We start from the raw sequence: 16,446 nt of genomic DNA, 5'->3' as shown, positions 1-16,446 counted from the left end.
CCGGTCGAACATATGTGGTACCGGTCACATCACGGTACTACTGATCGGTAACCGGCAAAACCTGAGATGACCCGTTCGTGGGCGCCGCTGACCGCATTCGCCCGGTTCGGGGACTCCGCCCCCGGCACATCGCCGCCGGACCCGCTGGAACCGTCGAAGATGCCCATCCGCCTGAGCTGGGGCCACAGCTGCGGCCAGGGCCGCTTCGGGCCAGCGGCGAGCCAGACCGGGGTGCCCTCGTAGTAGGTGTCGACGCCGGTGTCCACCGAGCCCACCAACCGAACCTCGCGGAAGAACGTGCGCAGGTAGCGTTCGCCGCCGCCGAGGTAGACGACCGCCTCGGTGTCATCGGGCGGACGGCCCAGGTACCAGAACCCCCGGCTTCCGCTGTAGGGCCGGGCAATCCCGAGCGCGGGGCCGTAGTGATCGATGGCCGCGGCCGACCAGTAGTCGTGGGTGAGCACGGCCGTGGTGCGCCTGCGGTCGTCCGGAAGCCGCCGATAGGCCTCCGCCACGGTCGCGGTGACCTCGGGCCAACCGAGGCTGCCCCTGCTGAACACGTCGCGCGAGGAGATCGCCGACGCGGGCAGGACCGGCAACGCCGCCAGCGCCAGGCACGCCGACACGCCGAACGCGGGCCAGGCGATCCACCGCCTGCGGGCACCGGCCGCCCGGTGGCGCTGCAGTCCGACCGCGGCGGCCGCGTAGAGCACCCCGTACAGGCCCGCGACGTAGTACGGCCGCCCGCCAGCGAGGAAGCAGACCGTCGTGACACCGAGCGCGGTCAACCCCAGGTAGCCGTAGACCCGCAGCTCCGGTGCGCGCAACAGGCGCCACAGGCCGTAGCAGACCAGCACGGCGCCCACCGCTCCGGCACCGGCGACCGCCAAGGGCACGAACAGCCAGCCGTACCAGTTCTCGGCGGCAACGGCCCCGGGCATGCGCAGCTGCGGCCAGCCGTTGGCGTGCTGCCAGACCAGCGTCGGGATCGCGGTGACCGCGGCGAACGCCGCCCCGCACCACAGCATCGGGCGGCGCAGCAGCGCCCGCGGTCCGGCCACGACCACCGCGACACCGAGGCACAGCCACAGCACCGGGATCAGCAACTTGACCTGCAACGCCACCGCTGTCACGACCCCGGCCCACAGCAGCAGGCGGTCGGCTGCCCGGCCCTCGGCGTGCAGCCTGGTCCAGCGCACCAACAGCCAGCTGACCACCGCCCACAACAACGGGTCGATCGCCCAGGTCACGAGCATGTGCCCGGCGCTGACGAACTGGACGGTCACCGCCCACGCGCCAGCGGCGAGCACCTGCGCACGACCGTCACCACCGAACTCGCGCGCCAACAGGGCCGCCACGAACACGCCCGCACCGGTCGCCAGCATCGCCGGAATCCGCAACGCCACCACCGAACCGGGCAGCAGCGTGTCCATCACCAGCGCCAACAGCGGAACCAGCGGTGGTTGGTCGGCGTACCCCCAGTCCAACCGGCGCCCGGCCGCCACGGCGTAGAGCTCGTCGGCGAAGTAGCCGTACCGCCCGCTGGTCGCCAACAGCACCAGCACCACGGCGGCGAAGACGAGGAACAGCGGTCCTTTCGCCAATTCGAAAAACGGCTGAGGTGCGGGAGATTGCTCCCGAGCGGAGATCTCGTCCAGGCGCGGCTCAACTCTCATGTCGCGCCGCCCGCGATTCCCTTGCGGTGAAAAGGTAATTTCGAAACGCACCGGTGATCCGAGCCGCGGGCTGCCACGCGCCGCCGCGCAGCACGTGCATGGCGTAACCGTAGTCGGCGAGTCGCGCCGGGAGGTCGTCCGCCTGGGCGCCGTATTTCTCGACGTGCCGTTGCTCCACCTCCAACAGCAGCACCGGGCGGTGCGCCGCCAGCGTCTCCCGCGCGCCTTCCAGCATCGCGAGCTCGTTGCCCTCCACGTCGGCCTTGATGAAATCGACCCTGGTCAGGCCGTGCTCGCGGCGGATCTCATCGATGCTCGTCACGCGGGTTTCGACCAGCCGCTGGGCCGCGAACCCGGCATTGGCGCCGGGGCCGCGGCTGCCCGTGGTCAGGAAACTCCGGGTGCTCACCGCGACACCGAAGCGGCGGGGCTGGCTCATGTGCCCTGTTCCGCCGGTCCGGCCGACCGCTGCCTGGTGCACCACTACGTTCGCCGCCCCGCACACCCTGGCGAAGCTCGACAGCAGCCGCGCGGAAGCCGGGATGGGCTCGACGCTGTGCACCTGGCCCGTGGCACCGGCCAGGTGTGCCAGTGGAAGCGAATAGCTCCCGTACGACGCGCCTGCGTCGATGCACACCGAACCCGGCGGGACGAACGCCGCCAGGCAGCCGATTTCGCGTTCCACGAACCACGACCAGCGGGAGCAGAAGCGGATCAGGCCAGCGGCACCGGACAACCGCCGCGCGGGGTGAATTGGTCTCGGGGGAGCCGAATTCCGGAATTTCGCTATGTGCATGGGAAAATCCCACCAGGGATCCGCATCCCGCGGACATTGGTGGAAGTCAACACCTGCGATTAACCGAGGTTAATCTCCGCATAGCGACGCCGGTTGCGCCGCGTCAAGAACAGGACGCGGCGTCAGCCCTGTTCGACCAAGCCCGCCTCGTACGCCAGGATCGCCGCCCGGACCCGGTTTTCGACGCCGAGCTTGGCGAGCAAGGAACTGACGTAGACCTTCACGGTGCCCTCGGTCAGGTGCAGCTCAGCGGCGATGGCCGCGTTCGGCAGTCCCCGCCCGAGCCGGGCCAGCACGTCACGGTCCCGATCGGACAGTTCCGCGACTCGCTCGGCCGCGCGGGTGCGGCCGGACCGGTCGGTGGCGGTGAACCGCTTGATGACGCGGTGGGCGATCCGCGGTGAGAGGAAGGCCGCTCCTTCGGTCACGGCCCGGACCGCCTGCAGCAGTTCCCGCGGATCACCGGCCTTGAGCACGAATCCGGTGGCACCGGCGGCAAGCGCCCCGCTGATGTACTCGTCGTCGCCGAACGTGGTCAAGATGATCACGGCCGTCGCGGGCGCGAGCCGCAGCACCTCGGTGGTGGCGGCGATCCCGTCGAGCTCCGGCATCTGGATGTCCAGGACGGCGACCTGCGGCCGGTGGCGCAGCACCAGGTCGACGGCCTGATGACCATCGGCCGCGTCGCCAACCACCTCTATCTCCGGGTCGTTGCCGAGCACCGCCCGGATGCCCGCCCGGATCAACGCCTCATCGTCGGCGACCACCACTCGGATCACGGTTCGAGGACATCCTTCGCGATCAGCTTCCCGGACGAGAAGCACAGTCGGTAAAGGCCTTCGGTGCCGAAGCCGCCGCTGCGCTGCCCGTAGTACCGGCAGTCCGCCCCGGCCGGTCGGGGCAGCCGATCGTCCTGCTCGGCGTCGGGATACTCCGAGGCGGGCAACCGGTCTCGCACCGCGGTCTCGGTCATCCCGACGCGAAGCGCGTCGTAGTCCCGAGGCAGCATCGAGGTGTTGCGGACTTCGAGGTTGCCGATGAACAGCAGCAGCCCGATCGGGATCACCACGACGGCGGCGAGCGGGACGGCGACCGTCGCCCGAACGCTGGCGCGGAACCGGTTGAACGCCGCGGTCGCCGGGCCACCGGTGCGGGGTTCGGGATCGATCCGCGGCGAGTCGGCGTCGGTCGAAGTGCCGTCGGTGCGACGGGGAATCCGCGCGGTGAGGCGGAATTCGCTGCCCTGGCCGTCGGCCCGCAGCGTGCCACCCGCGAGCGCCACCAGTTCCGCGAGTCCGGTCAGTCCATGACCACCGGAGCTGAACCGCCACCGGGAACTCGCCAGCTCACCGGAGTGCACCGGGTTGGCCACCTCGACACCGACCTCGTCGGCGGTGTACGACAGTCCGATGTGGACCGGGTTGCCCGGGGCGTGCTTCAGGGCGTTGGTCAGCGATTCCTGCACGACCCGGCGAGCCACCTCGGCGACCTCGGACGGCACGTGGTCCGGGTTGCCCTCGCGTCGGAGTTCGACGTCCATACCGACGTTGGCCGCGCGTTCGACGAGTTCGTCGATACCACCACCCGTCGTGTCCGGTCTGGTGTCTTCCCGAAGCAGTCCGATCACGTCCTGGAGGCGTTCCATGGCGGCGGTGGTGCTGGAGCGCAGTCTGCCCGCCAAGTCGCGGTGGCGTTCGTCGAGCGAGCGGTCCAGCTCCAGCGCGCCCGCCTGCAGCGCGATCAGGCTCAGCTCGTGACCGAGCGAATCGTGCATGTCACGGGCGATCCGGAGCTGTTCGGCGTGCCGCACCTGCCTGGCGACCAAGGCCCGCTCGGCTTCCAGCCGCTCGGCGCGCTCCCAGCCGCTGACCACCAGGTCTCGGCGCTGGCGCCGGTACCTCCCCAGCAGCATGGTCATCCCCAGCCAAAGGAAGATGAACAAGCCCATTCTGGGTTCGCTGAAGTAGGTCGTCGGGTAGGCCAACCAACCCACCAGTGGATACAGCGCCGAGGCGACCGCCAGCGCGGCCAGCGCATGCCCGACTCGCGCGATCCGGTAACCGGCCGCGTAACTCATGCCGACGAGCAGGAACTGCGCTGGCGGCAGCAGCGCCGCGGCCGCCGCGGCCGCCAGCAGGCTCACGATCGGATGGTGGCGGCGCAGCACCAGCGCCGTCGTCGTGAGCCCGACCAGCACGGCGAGCTTGACCGGGAGCCAACCAGGCCCCGGCGGCGGGACGGCGATCCCGCCGCCCACCGAGACAACCAGCGCCACCACGAGCAGCGCACCATCGACCAAGGCCGCGCGGCGGGTGGGTGGCCGCAGCCCGGCGAAGAACAGCCGGAGGCGGTCCGCGAGGCGCATTCCGGCTTCCGACACGGCAGCCAGCGTACGAGACCGCAGCGGCGTCCGGAGTGGTGTTCCGCAGGCTAGCCCCGCTCGCGCGACAACGCGGCGGCTCCGACGATGCCCAGCGCGACATCGGCCTGCGGGGCGTGCACCCCGGCGAACTGGATGTCGCGGAAGTGCCGTTCGAGCGGGTTCAGCCTGCTCAATCCGGGATTTCCCAGCAGGCGCAGCGCTGCCTGCACGGCGTCGGTGAGGTGCCGGACGGCGACCACGCGGGCACCCAGCAGCCGGGTGTCGGGAACCTCCTCGCCCCGGTCGACCCGATCGGCGAGCCCGAACAGCAGGTGCTCGGCGGCGCCCAGCAGCGCGTCGATCTCCCCGGCGGCGGCGCGGAACCGGTCGGTTTCGGCGACCGGGCGGCCGAGGTTGCTCGGCACGCGTTCCCAGGCGAAGCGGTGGAAGGCGCGCTGCGCGGCGCGTCCGACACCGAGGTAGATCGAGGCCAGGGCCAGACCGAGACCGATGTGCTCGATGCTGCCCCGCCCGTCGATTTCAGCGAGCGGTCCGACCACGTTGTACACCGGGATCTCGACGTCGGTGAAGACGACGTCGTGCGAACCGCTGGCCCGAAGCCCCACCGTGTCCCAGGTTCGGACGATGTCGATCCCGGCGCTGCCGCCGGGCACGGCGAACGCGCCGACCTTGGGCACCGGCTCGTCGGTGGCCGCCCAGACCAGGAAGTACGCCAGCCCTTCGGCGCCGGTGACGAAACGCTTCGTGCCGCTGAGCGCCCAGCCGGTCGCGGTCCGGCGAGCGGTGGTCGCCGGGAGCCCGCCGCGAGCGGGCGAACCGAGCTCGGGCTCCACGCGCGCCGCGTTGAGCAGCGTGGGCCGGTGCGCCGATGCCGCCAGCACCTCCTTGTACAGGTCGGTGGGCCAGTGGCCGCGGGTTGCCTGGGCGGCGTGCTGGAACAGCGTCATCGCGGTGATCAACGCGACCGAGGGATCTCCTTCGCCGAGCGCGGCCAGCAGCCGGGCGGTGCCGCCGATGTTCAGCGCCGCGCCGCCGTACTCCGCGCCCGCCGTCGCGGTGAGCAGACCGGCCCGGTGCACGGCCTGGATACCGGCGGTGGGGAATTCGCCGGTGTGGTCGTACTCCTCGGCGGTGTTGGCGAGTTCGGCGGTGAGGGTGGCGGGGTCGATTGGCATGGCGGGCTCCAAACTGGACATGGCCGTGTTGACGGGATCTGCCGGTTGCCGCGCGGCGCGTCTGCGCCATCGGTTCAGCGACAACAGGAAGAGCTCGCCACCGTCATGTTGTCGACGAACCGGCGCCGAGTCAGCACTGCCAAATACCCCTGCACGAACCCCGAGCCTGCCCAGCCAAAACCCACCTGTCAAACAACCCACGCACGCTGAGAAACCACCCACGACCCGCCCCACGAACAGCACCCCAGTTCACCGTTCGGGTGGTGGGTGAAGGGCACCTTTGACCGGGTATGCCGGGCAAAGGTGCCCTTCACTCAGTCCACATCGTGGGAAGTTGGGGTGGGGGTTGGGGTTTTGCGGTGGGTTTGGATGAAGTGGTAGATCGAGAAGGTGATCAGGGCTAGGGCGATCAGGGTGATGGTGCCGGAGATCGGGCGGGTTACGAAGATGGTGAGTTCGCCGTTGGACAGCAGCATCGACTGGCGGAACGAGCGTTCCATGATCGCGCCGAGCACGAAGGCCAGCACCAGGGGGCCGGGTTCGAATCCGGCCTTGCGCATCAGGTAGCCGAGCACGCCGAACACCAGCACGATCCACATGTCGAAGATGTCGTTGTTGATGCTGAAAACGCCGACCATCGTGACCATCACCGCGATCGCGCCGAGGATGCCCACCCGCAACCGCAGCAACTGCACGAACACCCCGACCAGCGGCAGGTTGAGCACCAGCAGGATCAGGTTGCCGAGGTACATCGAGGCGATGACGCCCCAGAAGATCTCCGGGTGCTGCGACACCAACTGCGGCCCGGGCGTGATGTTCTGCATCAGCAGCGCGCCGTAGATCAACGCGAGTACCACGTTCGACGGGATGCCGAGGGTCAGCAGCGGGATGAACGCCGACGCCGACGAGGCGTTGTTCGCCGTCTCCGGCCCCGCCACGCCTTCGATGGCGCCCTTGCCGAACCGCTCGGGATGCCGCGACCGCCGCTTCTCCAAGGCGTAGGACGCCAGCGACGACACCACGCCACCGCCACCGGGCAGCACACCGATGACGAACCCCAGGATCGAGCCGCGCAGGATCGCACCCCGCGACTGCGCCCAGTCCCGCATCGTCGGCCACAACCGGCCGATCTTCTGCGTGACCATCGAGCCGTCGGTGCCGCGTTCGAGGTTGTAGAGCACCTCCCCGACGCCGAAGAGGCCCATCGCGATCGCGACGAAGTCCAGGCCGTCCAACAGATCCGTCATGCCCAGCGTGAACCGCGCGGTGCCCTCGATCGGATCCTGCCCGATAGCGGCCAGCAACAACCCGAGCGCGGCGGCCACCAGGCTCTTGGGCACCGACTTGGTGCCCAAGTACGTGACCAGCAGGATGCCGAGCACGGTGAGCGCGGTGTACTCCGGCGGGCCGAAGCGGACCGCGAACGACGCCAGCAGCGGGGCGAACAGCGTCAGCCCCACCACCGCGGCGGTTCCGCCGATGAACGACCCGATGGCCGAAATGCCCAACGCTGGCCCGGCTCGGCCCTGCTTGGCCATCTGGTAGCCGTCGAAGGTGGTCACCACCGACGCGGCTTCGCCAGGCAGTTGCAGCAGCACCGAGGTGATGGTCCCGCCGTACATCGAGCCGTAGTAGATCCCGGCGAGCATGATGACCGCCGACTCCGGTTCGATGCCGTAGGTCAACGGCAGCAGCAGCGCGATCGTCGCGGTCGGACCCAGCCCCGGCATGACACCGATGACGGTGCCGATCAGCACGCCCAGGAACACGTACAGCAGGTTCTCCGGCGCGAAGACGACCTCGAACCCGGTCAGGATCGATTCGAACCCCATCGCGGTCAGTCACCTCCCCAGAGCCCGGCCACCACGTCCGGCGGGAACGGCACACCCAGCACCGGCACGAACAGCACGTAGAACAGGACGGTGAGCACCACCGCGAGCAGCAGCGAATCGCGCCACGACTCGCGCGCCAGGAACCGCAGCCAGCAGGCGAACGTGACCAGCCCGGGCAGGATGAAACCCAGGTAGCCGAACGCGGTGATGAACACGGCCAGTCCCGCGACACCGAACGCGACGTTGCGCGCCGATGGCGCGAACGGCTCGTGGTCGGCGCCGGAATCGGTGAACAGCACCAGGATCGCGGCACCGATCATGACCAGCCCGACCAGCAACGGCCACAGCCCCGGCCCCGGCCGGGCGAAGTCGCCCAGCGGCAGCAGCGCGGCCTGCACCACGAAGAAGACGCCGACCAGCAGCGCCACCACACCGCCGATGCGGTGCGCCAACCGGGGTCGGCCCGGCTCGCGGGTGGCCAACCTAGTTCCCCCTGATCCGCTTGACCACCGGTCCGTAGACCTGAACGATCTCGTTCAACTGCGCCCGGAATGCGTTGCGGTCGACGAACTCGTTGGGCACGTACGCTTCGTCGAGCTGTTGGCGCACCTGCGGATCCTGCAATCCGGCGCGCAGCGCCTGCTCCAGCTTGTCGATGACCTCCGGCGGGGTGCCCTTGGGCACGCCGAGCCCGAACAGCGAGGTGCTGTAGGTCAGGCCCTGGTAGCCGAGCTCGTGGAGGGTGGGCACCTGCGGCAGGTAGTCGACCCGGTCGCGGGGACTGATGGCCAGCGGCCGGAACGCGCCCGCGTCGAACTGCGCCCGGATGTCCTCGGAGAGGTTGGAGAACAGCGCGTCGATGTTGCCGCCGAGCATGGCCGGGATCATCTCCATGTTGCCGTTGAACGGCACCACGGTCAGCGGCACGCCGTACTCGTCGGCCAACCGGCGCAACTCGATGGCCTGCGAGGTCGTCGCGCCCGGCACGCCGACCTTGAGCTGCTGCGGCCGGGCCTTGGCCTCGGCGAAGAACTGCTCCGCGGTGCCGAACTTCGACCCGGTGCCGACCGAGAGCACCGACGGAACCGCGGTGATGACACCGACCGTCTCGAAGTCTTCCGAGCCGTAGCCGACATCCTGCAGCATGGGTGTGACCACGCTCGACGGTGCCGCGATCAACGCAATCGTGTAGCCGTCGGGTTTGCTGGACACCAGCTCGTTCATCGACACCGAACCGGCCGCGCCGGGCACGTTCTCCACCACCACCGGCTGGCCCATCGTGCGCTGGTAGTAGTCGCCGATGGTGCGGGCCGCGAGGTCGGCGGGCCCACCGGGGGTGTAGGGCACGAGCAGCCGGATCTCGTCGGAGGGGTAGTCCGCCGCTGACTTCGCGCCCGTTGCGCAGGCCGCGGGCAGCACGAGGGCGGCGAGCAGCGCGACCGCCGTCGCGATCTTCCGCATCGGCAGGCGAGTACCGGAAGCGTTGGCTCTTCTCAACATCGACCGTCCCTTCTCGTGCTGCGGGCAGAACGAGAACCGGTTGGTGGACTCCGCAACGCCAGGCACGACGTCAACTGCACCCGAATCGGGCTTTGCGATCCTGAGTGGACATATCGCGTTGCGGTGCCGAATCTATCAGGTGATCTGCCAGATGACAGCCGTTGTCCTGCCCTGTTCCGAGAGGTACGGTGTTCGGCCCCCGCCTTCCGCGACCTCCGGATCGGCTTTTTCTCCGGTGGATTTTCCGCCAGAATTCGTTGTTGCGGCAATGAGCGGATTGACATGCTGTTGGCGCGGAGTTTCACGCATCATGGCAACCGGCCACGGTTTCATCGGAAAGGACAGCATGAGCAGGATCGAGCAACGACGGTCCGGGGTCGCAGCCGCGATCCGGGACCTGGACTGCGACTTCATCGCCTACGTCCCGTCCAACAGCATCGCGCCGATCATCACCGAGCTGGAGCGCACCGACCCGGCCTCCGGCACCGAACGCCCGACGGCGGTGTTCCCGGTGTCCCGCGAAGAAGAGGCCGTGGGCATCATCGGTGCGCTGCCGCTGGCCGGGCAGTTCGGCGCGATCGTCATGCAGGACAACGGTTTCGGAAACGCCCTGACGGCGCTGACCACCTTCGCGCTGTCCTACCACCTGCCGCTGCTGATCGTGGCGAACACCCGCGGCGGTCTCGGCGAGTACAACTCGATGATCCACAGCATTTCCGGCGCGGTGCCCGCGGTGCTGTCGGCATCCGCGATCCCGGTGTTCACAGTGGACCGCCGCGATTCGCCAGCGGATTGGCACGGCACCGTCGCCGAAGCGGGCAAGCACGCCCGGATGACGTACCGGCCGGTCGTGGTGCTGATGGAATTCTTCGACGCGACCGAAGGGAAGAACGCAGCATGAAGCGCATCGATGCCCTGCGCACCGCTGTGGCGCTGACCGAGGACCTGCCGGTGGTGGCCACCTGCGCGGCGACCAGTCGGGAACTGGCCGCCGTGGCGGATCGCCCGAACCACTTCTACCTGCTCGACGCGATGGGCCTGACCACCTCGGTCGGTACCGGTCTGGCGCTGGCCTGCGAAGGCACCGCGGTGTCGAAGGTGGTCACCATCGACGGCGACGGCTCGCTGCTGATGAACCTGGGTGCGTTGGCCACCGCCGGATATCTGCTGCCCAAGCCGTTGATCGTGCTGCTCCTGGACAACGGCACCTACGCCTCGACCGCCGATATTCCGACGCAGGCGGCGCGACTGGACCTCGGCCGCATCGCTGAGGCCTGCGACCTGGAAGTGCTGCGCGCCGACAGCACCGACTCGCTGCACGCCTCGTTGACCAAGGCGCTGGAATCCGCCGGTCCGGTGCTGATCCACGCCCGCATCGAACCGGGCAACACGGCGGGAATCCCGTTGCTGCTGGAGGATCCGGTGGTGCTCGGCGCCCGGTTCCGGCAGTGGTTGGTGCCGCGGCTGGCCCCCGCCGGTGCTCAGCCCAGCAGCGCGTCCGGGGCGTAGGCGGGCCGTCAGCCGATGATGGTGGCGGTGATGTGGATCTGGTCGAGGGCACCGAGGTGGGGTCGTCGGCCAGCATGCCGGGGGTGAGGCTGCCGAGCTGCTGCTCCAGGAACGTGCTGTGCGCGGCGTGCACCGTGTAGCGGCGCAGTGCTTCTTCGAAGGACACCGCGTTGGTGAACTCGTCGGTCATCGCCGCGGCGCTGCTGGCCAACGCGCCGTCCACTGGGGCGAATACTACTTCCGCACTATGGCCGCGCGGCGCTGCGGTTCGTAGGGTCCCAACCGGCGGTCTTTTGCTGGAAAGGTGGTGCCATGGCGGACGATCTGCTCGCCGATTTCCGGACCATGTCGAAGTTCGGGGCGACCCCGGCAGGTGGGGTGGAGCGGCAGGCCGCGACCCCGGCGGACCTGGCGAACCGGGCGTGGCTGCGCGGTTGGTTGCTGCACCGCGGGTTCCGGGTGGCCAACGATCCGATCGGGAACATGTTCGGGCTCTACGAATTCACCCCGGGCGCGCCGTACGTGCTCGCCGGTTCGCACCTGGACAGCCAGCCCGGCGGCGGGAAGTACGACGGCGCCTACGGCGTTCTCGCCGCCGCCCACGCGGCGGACCGGCTGCGCCGCAAGTACCGGGGAGCGGCCGTGCCCCCACCGCTGAACATCGGCGTGGTCAACTGGTTCAACGAGGAAGGGTCGCGGTTCAAGCCGTCCATGATGGGCAGCGGCGTGTTCTGCGGCAAGATCCCGCTCGACCAGGCGCTCGGCGAACTGGACACCAGCGGCACAGCCGTCGCCGACGCCCTCCTCCAGATCGGCGAACAGGGCCGGGCCGAAGTGGTGGACCCGGCGACGGAGTTGGCCGCATACGCCGAGATCCACATCGAGCAGGGCCCCATCCTCGACAAGGAGGGCATCGACATCGGCCTGGTGACCTCCACCTGGGCGGCGAACAAGTACGAGATCGCGGTGCACGGCGCGCAGGCCCACACCGGTGCCACCCCGATGCCCGACCGCAAGGACGCCCTCTACGGAGCCGCACTGGCGGTGGTGGCCGTTCGAGAGCTCGCCGACCGGTTCGGCGAACACCTGCACACCTCCTGCGGCCAGCTCACCGTGCACCCGAACTCCCCGGTCGTCGTGCCGTCGGAGGTGCGCATGCACTTCGACCTCCGTTCGGACTCCCAGGAACTGCTGGAGGAAGCCGACGCGCTGCTGCGGCAGCAGTTCACGGCGATCGAGCTCAAGGCGGACGTGCGGATCGAGAAGAAGTTCGGCCACCGCTGGCCAGCGGCGCAGTACGAGCCCGCGGGAGTGGCGCTCGCCCGGGAGATCGCGGACGACCTGGGGTTGAGCAGTCGCGAGCTCCGCACCCTCGCAGGGCACGACTCGACCAACGTCAAGGACCTGGTGCCGACGGTGATGCTGTTCGTGCCCAGCGTGGACGGGATCTCGCACAACGAGTTGGAGCACACCGCCGACGAGGACCTGGTGAAGGGCCTCGATCTGCTCACCGGTGTCCTGGACCGCCTGATCCACCAGGCGCTCTAGAGCTCCGGCCGCGTGCACTGACCTGGTCGGTTTCGTCGTGAGACTTGTAGTCTGGCCGGTATGAGGCGTACCTCTTTCGCACGGTGGCCGTGCTCGATCGCTCGGACGATGGACTTGCTGGGTGACTGGTGGACGCCACTGGTGCTGCGCGAGGCCTTCTACGGGATCCGCCGGTTCGACGAGTTCCAGCAGGAATTGGGCATCGCCCGCAACACGCTCTCGGAGCGGTTGCGGCGGCTGGTGGACGAGGGCCTGTTGGAGAAGCAGCAGTACGACAGCAACCCCGTGCGCTACGACTACGTGCTCACCGAGAAGGGCCGCGATTTCCACGGGGTGCTCGCCGCGATGTCGCGGTGGGGCGACAAGTGGCTCGCGGGGCAGGAGGGGCCACCGGTGACCCTGCACCACGAGCGGTGCGGGCACGACACGCACGCCGAGGTGGTGTGCGCGGTCTGCGGGGAGCCGCTGACCGCCGCGGACACCACCAAGCGGATGGGGCCGGGCTATCCGCCTCGGCTGGCGCAGCGGCCGGAGGTGCAGCGGCGCTTCGCGCGCTGAGTCTTCGGCTACGGCTCGCAACCCCGTCTTGACACGCGAGTTTAGTTACGCAACTCTCGTGGTCAGGCCGTTTTTCGAGCGGTCGTCCGGCGTGACGAGGAGGTCAGCCGAGGATGGAATGGACGGGCGCGCGGTATGCGGACGGGCCGACCGCGCAGGTGCGGACCTGGATCGACGCCACTGCGCAGCGGGTGTGGGAACTCGTCTCCGACGTCGAGCTGATGCCGAGTCTGAGCGCGGAGTTGCAGTCCATCGAGTGGGTGGACGGGGCGAGTGGCCCGGCGCTGGGCGTCCGGTTCGTCGGGCGCAGCACCCACGAGGCGCTGGGGGAGTGGTCGACGACCTCGCGCGTGGTCGAGTTCGAACCGCCCCGGGTGTTCGCCTGGGCGGTGCAGGGCCCCGACGCCCCCACCGCGACCTGGCGGTTCACCATCGAATCGGCCGACGGCGGAACGTGGCTGCACGAGTGGATGCGGATGGGGCCGGGCCGCTCCGGGCTGTCGCTGGCGATCGATCGGATGCCGGAGAAGGAGCAGAAGATCGTGTTCGTCCGAATGCGGGAGTTCGAGACGAACATGACCGCCACGGTCGAGGGGATCAAGAAGCTGGCCGAGGGCGCGGGCCGGGTGGACGCCTGATGCGCACGGCCACGACGATCGAGGCCTCGGGCGGCGGCAACTGGTCGGAGCCGGTCGAGTTCGCGGTGGAGGCGGAGAAACTCGGGCTGGACGTCTGCTGGGTGGCCGAGGCGTGGGGTTCCGACGCCCCGTCGTTCCTGGGATACCTGGCGGCGCGGACCGAACACATGCTGCTCGGTTCCGGCGTCATGCAGTTGGGCACCAGGACTCCGGTGGCGATCGCGCAGGCGGCGATCACCGTGTCGCAGCTGTCGCGGGGCCGGTTCCTGCTGGGGGTGGGACCGTCCGGGCCGCAGGTGATCGAGGGTTTGCACGGGGTGGCCTTCGACCGACCGCTGGCGCGGATGCGCGAGACCGTGCAGATCATCCGGCAGGCGATCGCGGGCGAGAAGATCTCGTTCTCGGGCAGCCGGTTCCAGATTCCGCTGCCCGGCGGTGATGCGTCGCCGATGTGCCTGTCGATGCGCGCCGAACACGACATCCCGATCTACCTCGCCGCGCTCTCGCCCGCGCTGCTGCGGCTGACCGGCCGGATCGCGGATGGCTGGCTGGGCACCAGCTTCGTGCCGGAAGGCGCCGCGGACGCTTATTTCGCCCACTTGGACGCTGGTCTGGCCGAGGCCGGGCGAACCCGCACCGACCTCGACGTCTGCCAGGGCGCGGAGGTGGCCTTCGCCGACGACGAGGACGTGCTGCGGGAGATGTTGGTCAGCCGCAAGAAGAAACTGGCTTTCAGCCTCGGTGGGATGGGCTCGTCCAGCACCAACTTCTACAACAACGCCTACAGCCGCCAGGGCTGGGCCGAAGTCGCTGCCGAGATCTGGCAGCGCTGGCAGACCGGTGACCGCGCGGGCGCCGCCGATCTCGTCACCGACGAAATGGTGCTCGGCACAACGCTACTCGGCACCGAGGACATGGTCCGCGAACGATTGCGCGTCTGGCAGGCCTCCGGAGTGGACACCGTCCGCCTCTACCCAGCAGGCGACACCCTGGACGCCCGCCTGACCACCCTGGCCCGAGCCATCGACCTGGTCCACGAACTCGACCCCTGAACCCACCCCAGCACGCGGCCGCACCGTTCGAGTGAGGGGTGAAGGGCACCTTTGACCGGCATAGTCGGTCAAAGGTGCCCTTCACTCGTACCTCATCGTGTGAACCCGGGGCGGTGCGGGATGCGGGTGGTTGTGTGTCTACTGTGGAGTGTTGGTTGTTCGGTGTTGTTTTGTGATGGTGTAGCCCGCGAGTGTTGTTGCGAGTGTGGTGGCGATGATCAGTAGCCAGCTGTGTTGGAAGCCTGGGAGGGTCAGGTCGTCGCCGTAGAGGGCGACCGTGAGCGCGGTTCCCAGTGCGATGCCCACCTGCCGCGAGGTGTTGATCATCGATGATCCGGCGCCCCAGCGCGGTGCTGGGAGCACCAAGCCGACCACGCCGTTGAGGCTCGGCATCAGCAGGCCGATGCCGATGCCCGCGAGGAGCTGCCCGGGCAGGAGTCCACCGGCGAAGTCCACGGTCGAATCCAGCAGCCAGACCCACGATGCCGCCCCGGCGGCGAAAACGATCCCCCCGGCGGCCACCACCGGGCCCGAGCCGAACCGGTCCGTCAGGCGTCCGCCGAAAGGTGCGGTCACGACCACGGCGAGCGCTCCCGGTACGAGCATCAGCCCGGCGAGCGCCGCCGAAATGTGCCAGATCCCGGTCAGGAACAGGACGTTGCCGAAGACCATCGAGCCGAAACCGGCCGAGAACAGCAGCATCGCCGCACAGGCCAGCCCGAAGCTGGGCACCCGCAGCGCCTGCAGGTCGAGCACCGGCACCCGGTGCCGCGTCGAGCGCCACACCACCCACGCCAGCGACAACACCGCGACACCGAACCCGGCGAGCACCGCGCCACCGGTCCAGCCGAGTTCGGCGGCCTCGATGAACGCCCACGTCAGGGCGCCGACGCCGAGCACCAGACCGATGGTGCCGAGCACGTCCGGCACTCCGGCGGTCGGTGTCCTGTGCTCCGCCAGCACCCGCGGCCCGATGACCAGGATCAGAACGCCGATCGGCAGGTTGACCAGGAACACCCAGCGCCAGGACAGCTCGACCAGCAGCCCACCCATGGGTGGTCCGGTGGTCGCGGCCAGCGCGTTGATCGCCGCCCAGAACCCGACCGCGGTCGTGCGCTTGGCAGGTGGGAACGCCGCGAGGATGAGCGCCAGCGAGGTGGCGATCATCAAGGCCGCGCCGACGGCCTGCACGGCGCGGAAAACCACCAGCAGCGGAACCGAAACAGCGGCGGCGCAGGCGGCCGAGGCGAGGGTGAAGACCGCGGCGCCGATCAGGAACACCAGCCGTCGGCCGTACCGGTCGGCGAGGCGACCCGCCGGGGTGAGCAGCGCGGCGAACACCACCGTGTAGGCGTTGAGCACCCACGCCACCCCGGCCAACTGCGTCCCGGCGAAGGACTGGCGGATGTCCGGCAGCGCGATGTTGACGATGAACAACCCGAGATTGGCCAGGAAAGCTCCGGCCGAGGCGACGAGGAGAACCGCTGTCGGGTGGTGCTCGGTGCGCGGCCGCGGCGTCACGGGTCGGATGGCTGGTCGACCGGCCGCCGGTTGTCCGGCGGCGCCGCAGAGCTCTGCCCCGGCCTGGGAATCGTCCATGGTCCTTCCAGGTGGTCGGTTGTTCCGGTGCGCCTAGCCGACGATCCGAACCCAAAACATTACGTCTACCTCGATAGTTCTATAAATAGACTCACCATGTCAACGCGATTCGCCGATCAACCGGCCGCCCTGGGCGGCTGCCGGATCGCGGCCGGAGGGAGTTCTTCCGCCGGTCGCATC

The 16,446-nt window shown here is 69.2% G+C and carries 16 protein-coding genes; 6 read left to right on the top strand and 10 right to left on the bottom strand.

Features of this window, described 5'->3' with window-relative positions:
• Nucleotides 1-29 precede the first annotated feature (29 nt).
• From ACTWQN_RS13730 to ACTWQN_RS13690, 9 genes are all read right to left on the bottom strand, one after another.
• The gene (locus ACTWQN_RS13730; protein ID WP_443203827.1) at nucleotides 30-1,676 is read right to left on the bottom strand and encodes an ArnT family glycosyltransferase; all 1,647 of its coding nucleotides are present in this window, start codon (nucleotides 1,674-1,676) and stop codon (nucleotides 30-32) included.
• Complete coding sequence (locus tag ACTWQN_RS13725) at nucleotides 1,666-2,412, bottom strand: FkbM family methyltransferase (protein WP_443203826.1); 747 nt, start codon at nucleotides 2,410-2,412, stop codon at nucleotides 1,666-1,668. The genes ACTWQN_RS13730 and ACTWQN_RS13725 overlap by 11 nt, the downstream gene beginning before the upstream one ends.
• A 182-nt stretch (nucleotides 2,413-2,594) precedes the next feature.
• Nucleotides 2,595-3,251 carry a response regulator gene (locus tag ACTWQN_RS13720; RefSeq protein WP_443203825.1) on the bottom strand — a complete coding sequence of 219 codons (657 nt, stop codon included), beginning with the start codon at nucleotides 3,249-3,251 and terminating at the stop codon, nucleotides 2,595-2,597.
• Nucleotides 3,248-4,852 carry a sensor histidine kinase gene (locus ACTWQN_RS13715; protein ID WP_443203824.1) on the bottom strand — a complete coding sequence of 535 codons (1,605 nt, stop codon included), beginning with the start codon at nucleotides 4,850-4,852 and terminating at the stop codon, nucleotides 3,248-3,250. Before ACTWQN_RS13715 ends, ACTWQN_RS13720 begins: the two co-directional genes overlap by 4 nt.
• Nucleotides 4,853-4,902: 50 nt before the next feature.
• The gene (locus tag ACTWQN_RS13710; RefSeq protein ID WP_443203823.1) at nucleotides 4,903-6,030 is read right to left on the bottom strand and encodes an acyl-CoA dehydrogenase family protein; all 1,128 of its coding nucleotides are present in this window, start codon (nucleotides 6,028-6,030) and stop codon (nucleotides 4,903-4,905) included.
• A gap of 314 nt (nucleotides 6,031-6,344) precedes the next feature.
• Nucleotides 6,345-7,862, bottom strand: a complete 1,518-nt coding sequence (locus ACTWQN_RS13705; protein ID WP_443203822.1) for a tripartite tricarboxylate transporter permease — start codon at nucleotides 7,860-7,862, stop codon at nucleotides 6,345-6,347.
• 5 nt (nucleotides 7,863-7,867) lie between these two features.
• Nucleotides 7,868-8,344 (bottom strand): tripartite tricarboxylate transporter TctB family protein, encoded by a 477-nt coding sequence (locus tag ACTWQN_RS13700; RefSeq protein WP_443203821.1) that lies wholly within the window; start codon nucleotides 8,342-8,344, stop codon nucleotides 7,868-7,870.
• 1 nt (nucleotide 8,345) lies between these two features.
• Entirely contained in the window at nucleotides 8,346-9,428 is a 1,083-nt protein-coding gene (locus ACTWQN_RS13695) for a tripartite tricarboxylate transporter substrate binding protein (RefSeq protein ID WP_443203820.1), read from the bottom strand.
• A gap of 69 nt (nucleotides 9,429-9,497) precedes the next feature.
• Nucleotides 9,498-9,710, bottom strand: coding sequence for a hypothetical protein (locus tag ACTWQN_RS13690; protein WP_443203819.1), 213 nt, complete (start codon nucleotides 9,708-9,710; stop codon nucleotides 9,498-9,500).
• Here ACTWQN_RS13690 and ACTWQN_RS13685 point away from each other — a divergent pair.
• The 6 genes from ACTWQN_RS13685 (at nucleotide 9,709) to ACTWQN_RS13660 (ending at nucleotide 14,667) form a co-directional block, all read left to right on the top strand.
• Nucleotides 9,709-10,263, top strand: coding sequence for a thiamine pyrophosphate-binding protein (locus ACTWQN_RS13685; RefSeq protein ID WP_443203818.1), 555 nt, complete (start codon nucleotides 9,709-9,711; stop codon nucleotides 10,261-10,263). The two genes, ACTWQN_RS13690 and ACTWQN_RS13685, sit on opposite strands and share 2 nt — an antisense overlap.
• On the top strand, nucleotides 10,260-10,871 hold the full coding sequence (locus tag ACTWQN_RS13680) for a thiamine pyrophosphate-dependent enzyme (protein ID WP_443203817.1): 612 nt from the start codon (nucleotides 10,260-10,262) through the stop codon (nucleotides 10,869-10,871). The genes ACTWQN_RS13685 and ACTWQN_RS13680 overlap by 4 nt, the downstream gene beginning before the upstream one ends.
• Nucleotides 10,872-11,183: 312 nt before the next feature.
• Nucleotides 11,184-12,419 carry a M20 family metallo-hydrolase gene (locus ACTWQN_RS13675; RefSeq protein WP_443203816.1) on the top strand — a complete coding sequence of 412 codons (1,236 nt, stop codon included), beginning with the start codon at nucleotides 11,184-11,186 and terminating at the stop codon, nucleotides 12,417-12,419.
• Between the two features lie 60 nt (nucleotides 12,420-12,479).
• Complete coding sequence (locus ACTWQN_RS13670; protein ID WP_443203815.1) at nucleotides 12,480-12,977, top strand: winged helix-turn-helix transcriptional regulator; 498 nt, start codon at nucleotides 12,480-12,482, stop codon at nucleotides 12,975-12,977.
• Nucleotides 12,978-13,090: 113 nt separating this feature from the next.
• Complete coding sequence (locus tag ACTWQN_RS13665) at nucleotides 13,091-13,615, top strand: SRPBCC family protein (RefSeq protein WP_443203814.1); 525 nt, start codon at nucleotides 13,091-13,093, stop codon at nucleotides 13,613-13,615.
• The gene (locus tag ACTWQN_RS13660) at nucleotides 13,615-14,667 is read left to right on the top strand and encodes an LLM class flavin-dependent oxidoreductase (RefSeq protein ID WP_443203813.1); all 1,053 of its coding nucleotides are present in this window, start codon (nucleotides 13,615-13,617) and stop codon (nucleotides 14,665-14,667) included. Before ACTWQN_RS13665 ends, ACTWQN_RS13660 begins: the two co-directional genes overlap by 1 nt.
• Before the next feature lie 138 nt (nucleotides 14,668-14,805).
• On the opposite strand, the gene ACTWQN_RS13655 is transcribed toward ACTWQN_RS13660, so the two are convergent.
• On the bottom strand, nucleotides 14,806-16,266 hold the full coding sequence (locus tag ACTWQN_RS13655) for a DHA2 family efflux MFS transporter permease subunit (protein ID WP_443203812.1): 1,461 nt from the start codon (nucleotides 16,264-16,266) through the stop codon (nucleotides 14,806-14,808).
• Nucleotides 16,267-16,446 lie beyond the last annotated feature (180 nt).

It is taken from the genome of Saccharopolyspora antiqui, assembly GCF_052246905.1.
Taxonomy (GTDB): domain Bacteria; phylum Actinomycetota; class Actinomycetes; order Mycobacteriales; family Pseudonocardiaceae; genus Saccharopolyspora.
This window is presented reverse-complemented; position numbering and strand designations above follow the sequence as displayed.

Excerpts from the sequence above, each read along its gene's own strand:
- ACTWQN_RS13685 (WP_443203818.1), top strand. The coding sequence starts at position 9,709 with ATGAGCAGGATCGAGCAACGACGGTCCGGGGTCGCAGCCGCGATCCGG.
- ACTWQN_RS13670 (WP_443203815.1), top strand. The coding sequence starts at position 12,480 with ATGAGGCGTACCTCTTTCGCACGGTGGCCGTGCTCGATCGCTCGGACG.
- ACTWQN_RS13665 (WP_443203814.1), top strand. The coding sequence starts at position 13,091 with ATGGAATGGACGGGCGCGCGGTATGCGGACGGGCCGACCGCGCAGGTG.
- ACTWQN_RS13680 (WP_443203817.1), top strand. The coding sequence starts at position 10,260 with ATGAAGCGCATCGATGCCCTGCGCACCGCTGTGGCGCTGACCGAGGAC.
- ACTWQN_RS13690 (WP_443203819.1), bottom strand. The coding sequence starts at position 9,710 with ATGCTGTCCTTTCCGATGAAACCGTGGCCGGTTGCCATGATGCGTGAA.
- ACTWQN_RS13655 (WP_443203812.1), bottom strand. The coding sequence starts at position 16,266 with ATGGACGATTCCCAGGCCGGGGCAGAGCTCTGCGGCGCCGCCGGACAA.
- ACTWQN_RS13710 (WP_443203823.1), bottom strand. The coding sequence starts at position 6,030 with ATGCCAATCGACCCCGCCACCCTCACCGCCGAACTCGCCAACACCGCC.
- ACTWQN_RS13675 (WP_443203816.1), top strand. The coding sequence starts at position 11,184 with ATGGCGGACGATCTGCTCGCCGATTTCCGGACCATGTCGAAGTTCGGG.
- ACTWQN_RS13730 (WP_443203827.1), bottom strand. The coding sequence starts at position 1,676 with ATGAGAGTTGAGCCGCGCCTGGACGAGATCTCCGCTCGGGAGCAATCT.
- ACTWQN_RS13660 (WP_443203813.1), top strand. The coding sequence starts at position 13,615 with ATGCGCACGGCCACGACGATCGAGGCCTCGGGCGGCGGCAACTGGTCG.
- ACTWQN_RS13705 (WP_443203822.1), bottom strand. The coding sequence starts at position 7,862 with ATGGGGTTCGAATCGATCCTGACCGGGTTCGAGGTCGTCTTCGCGCCG.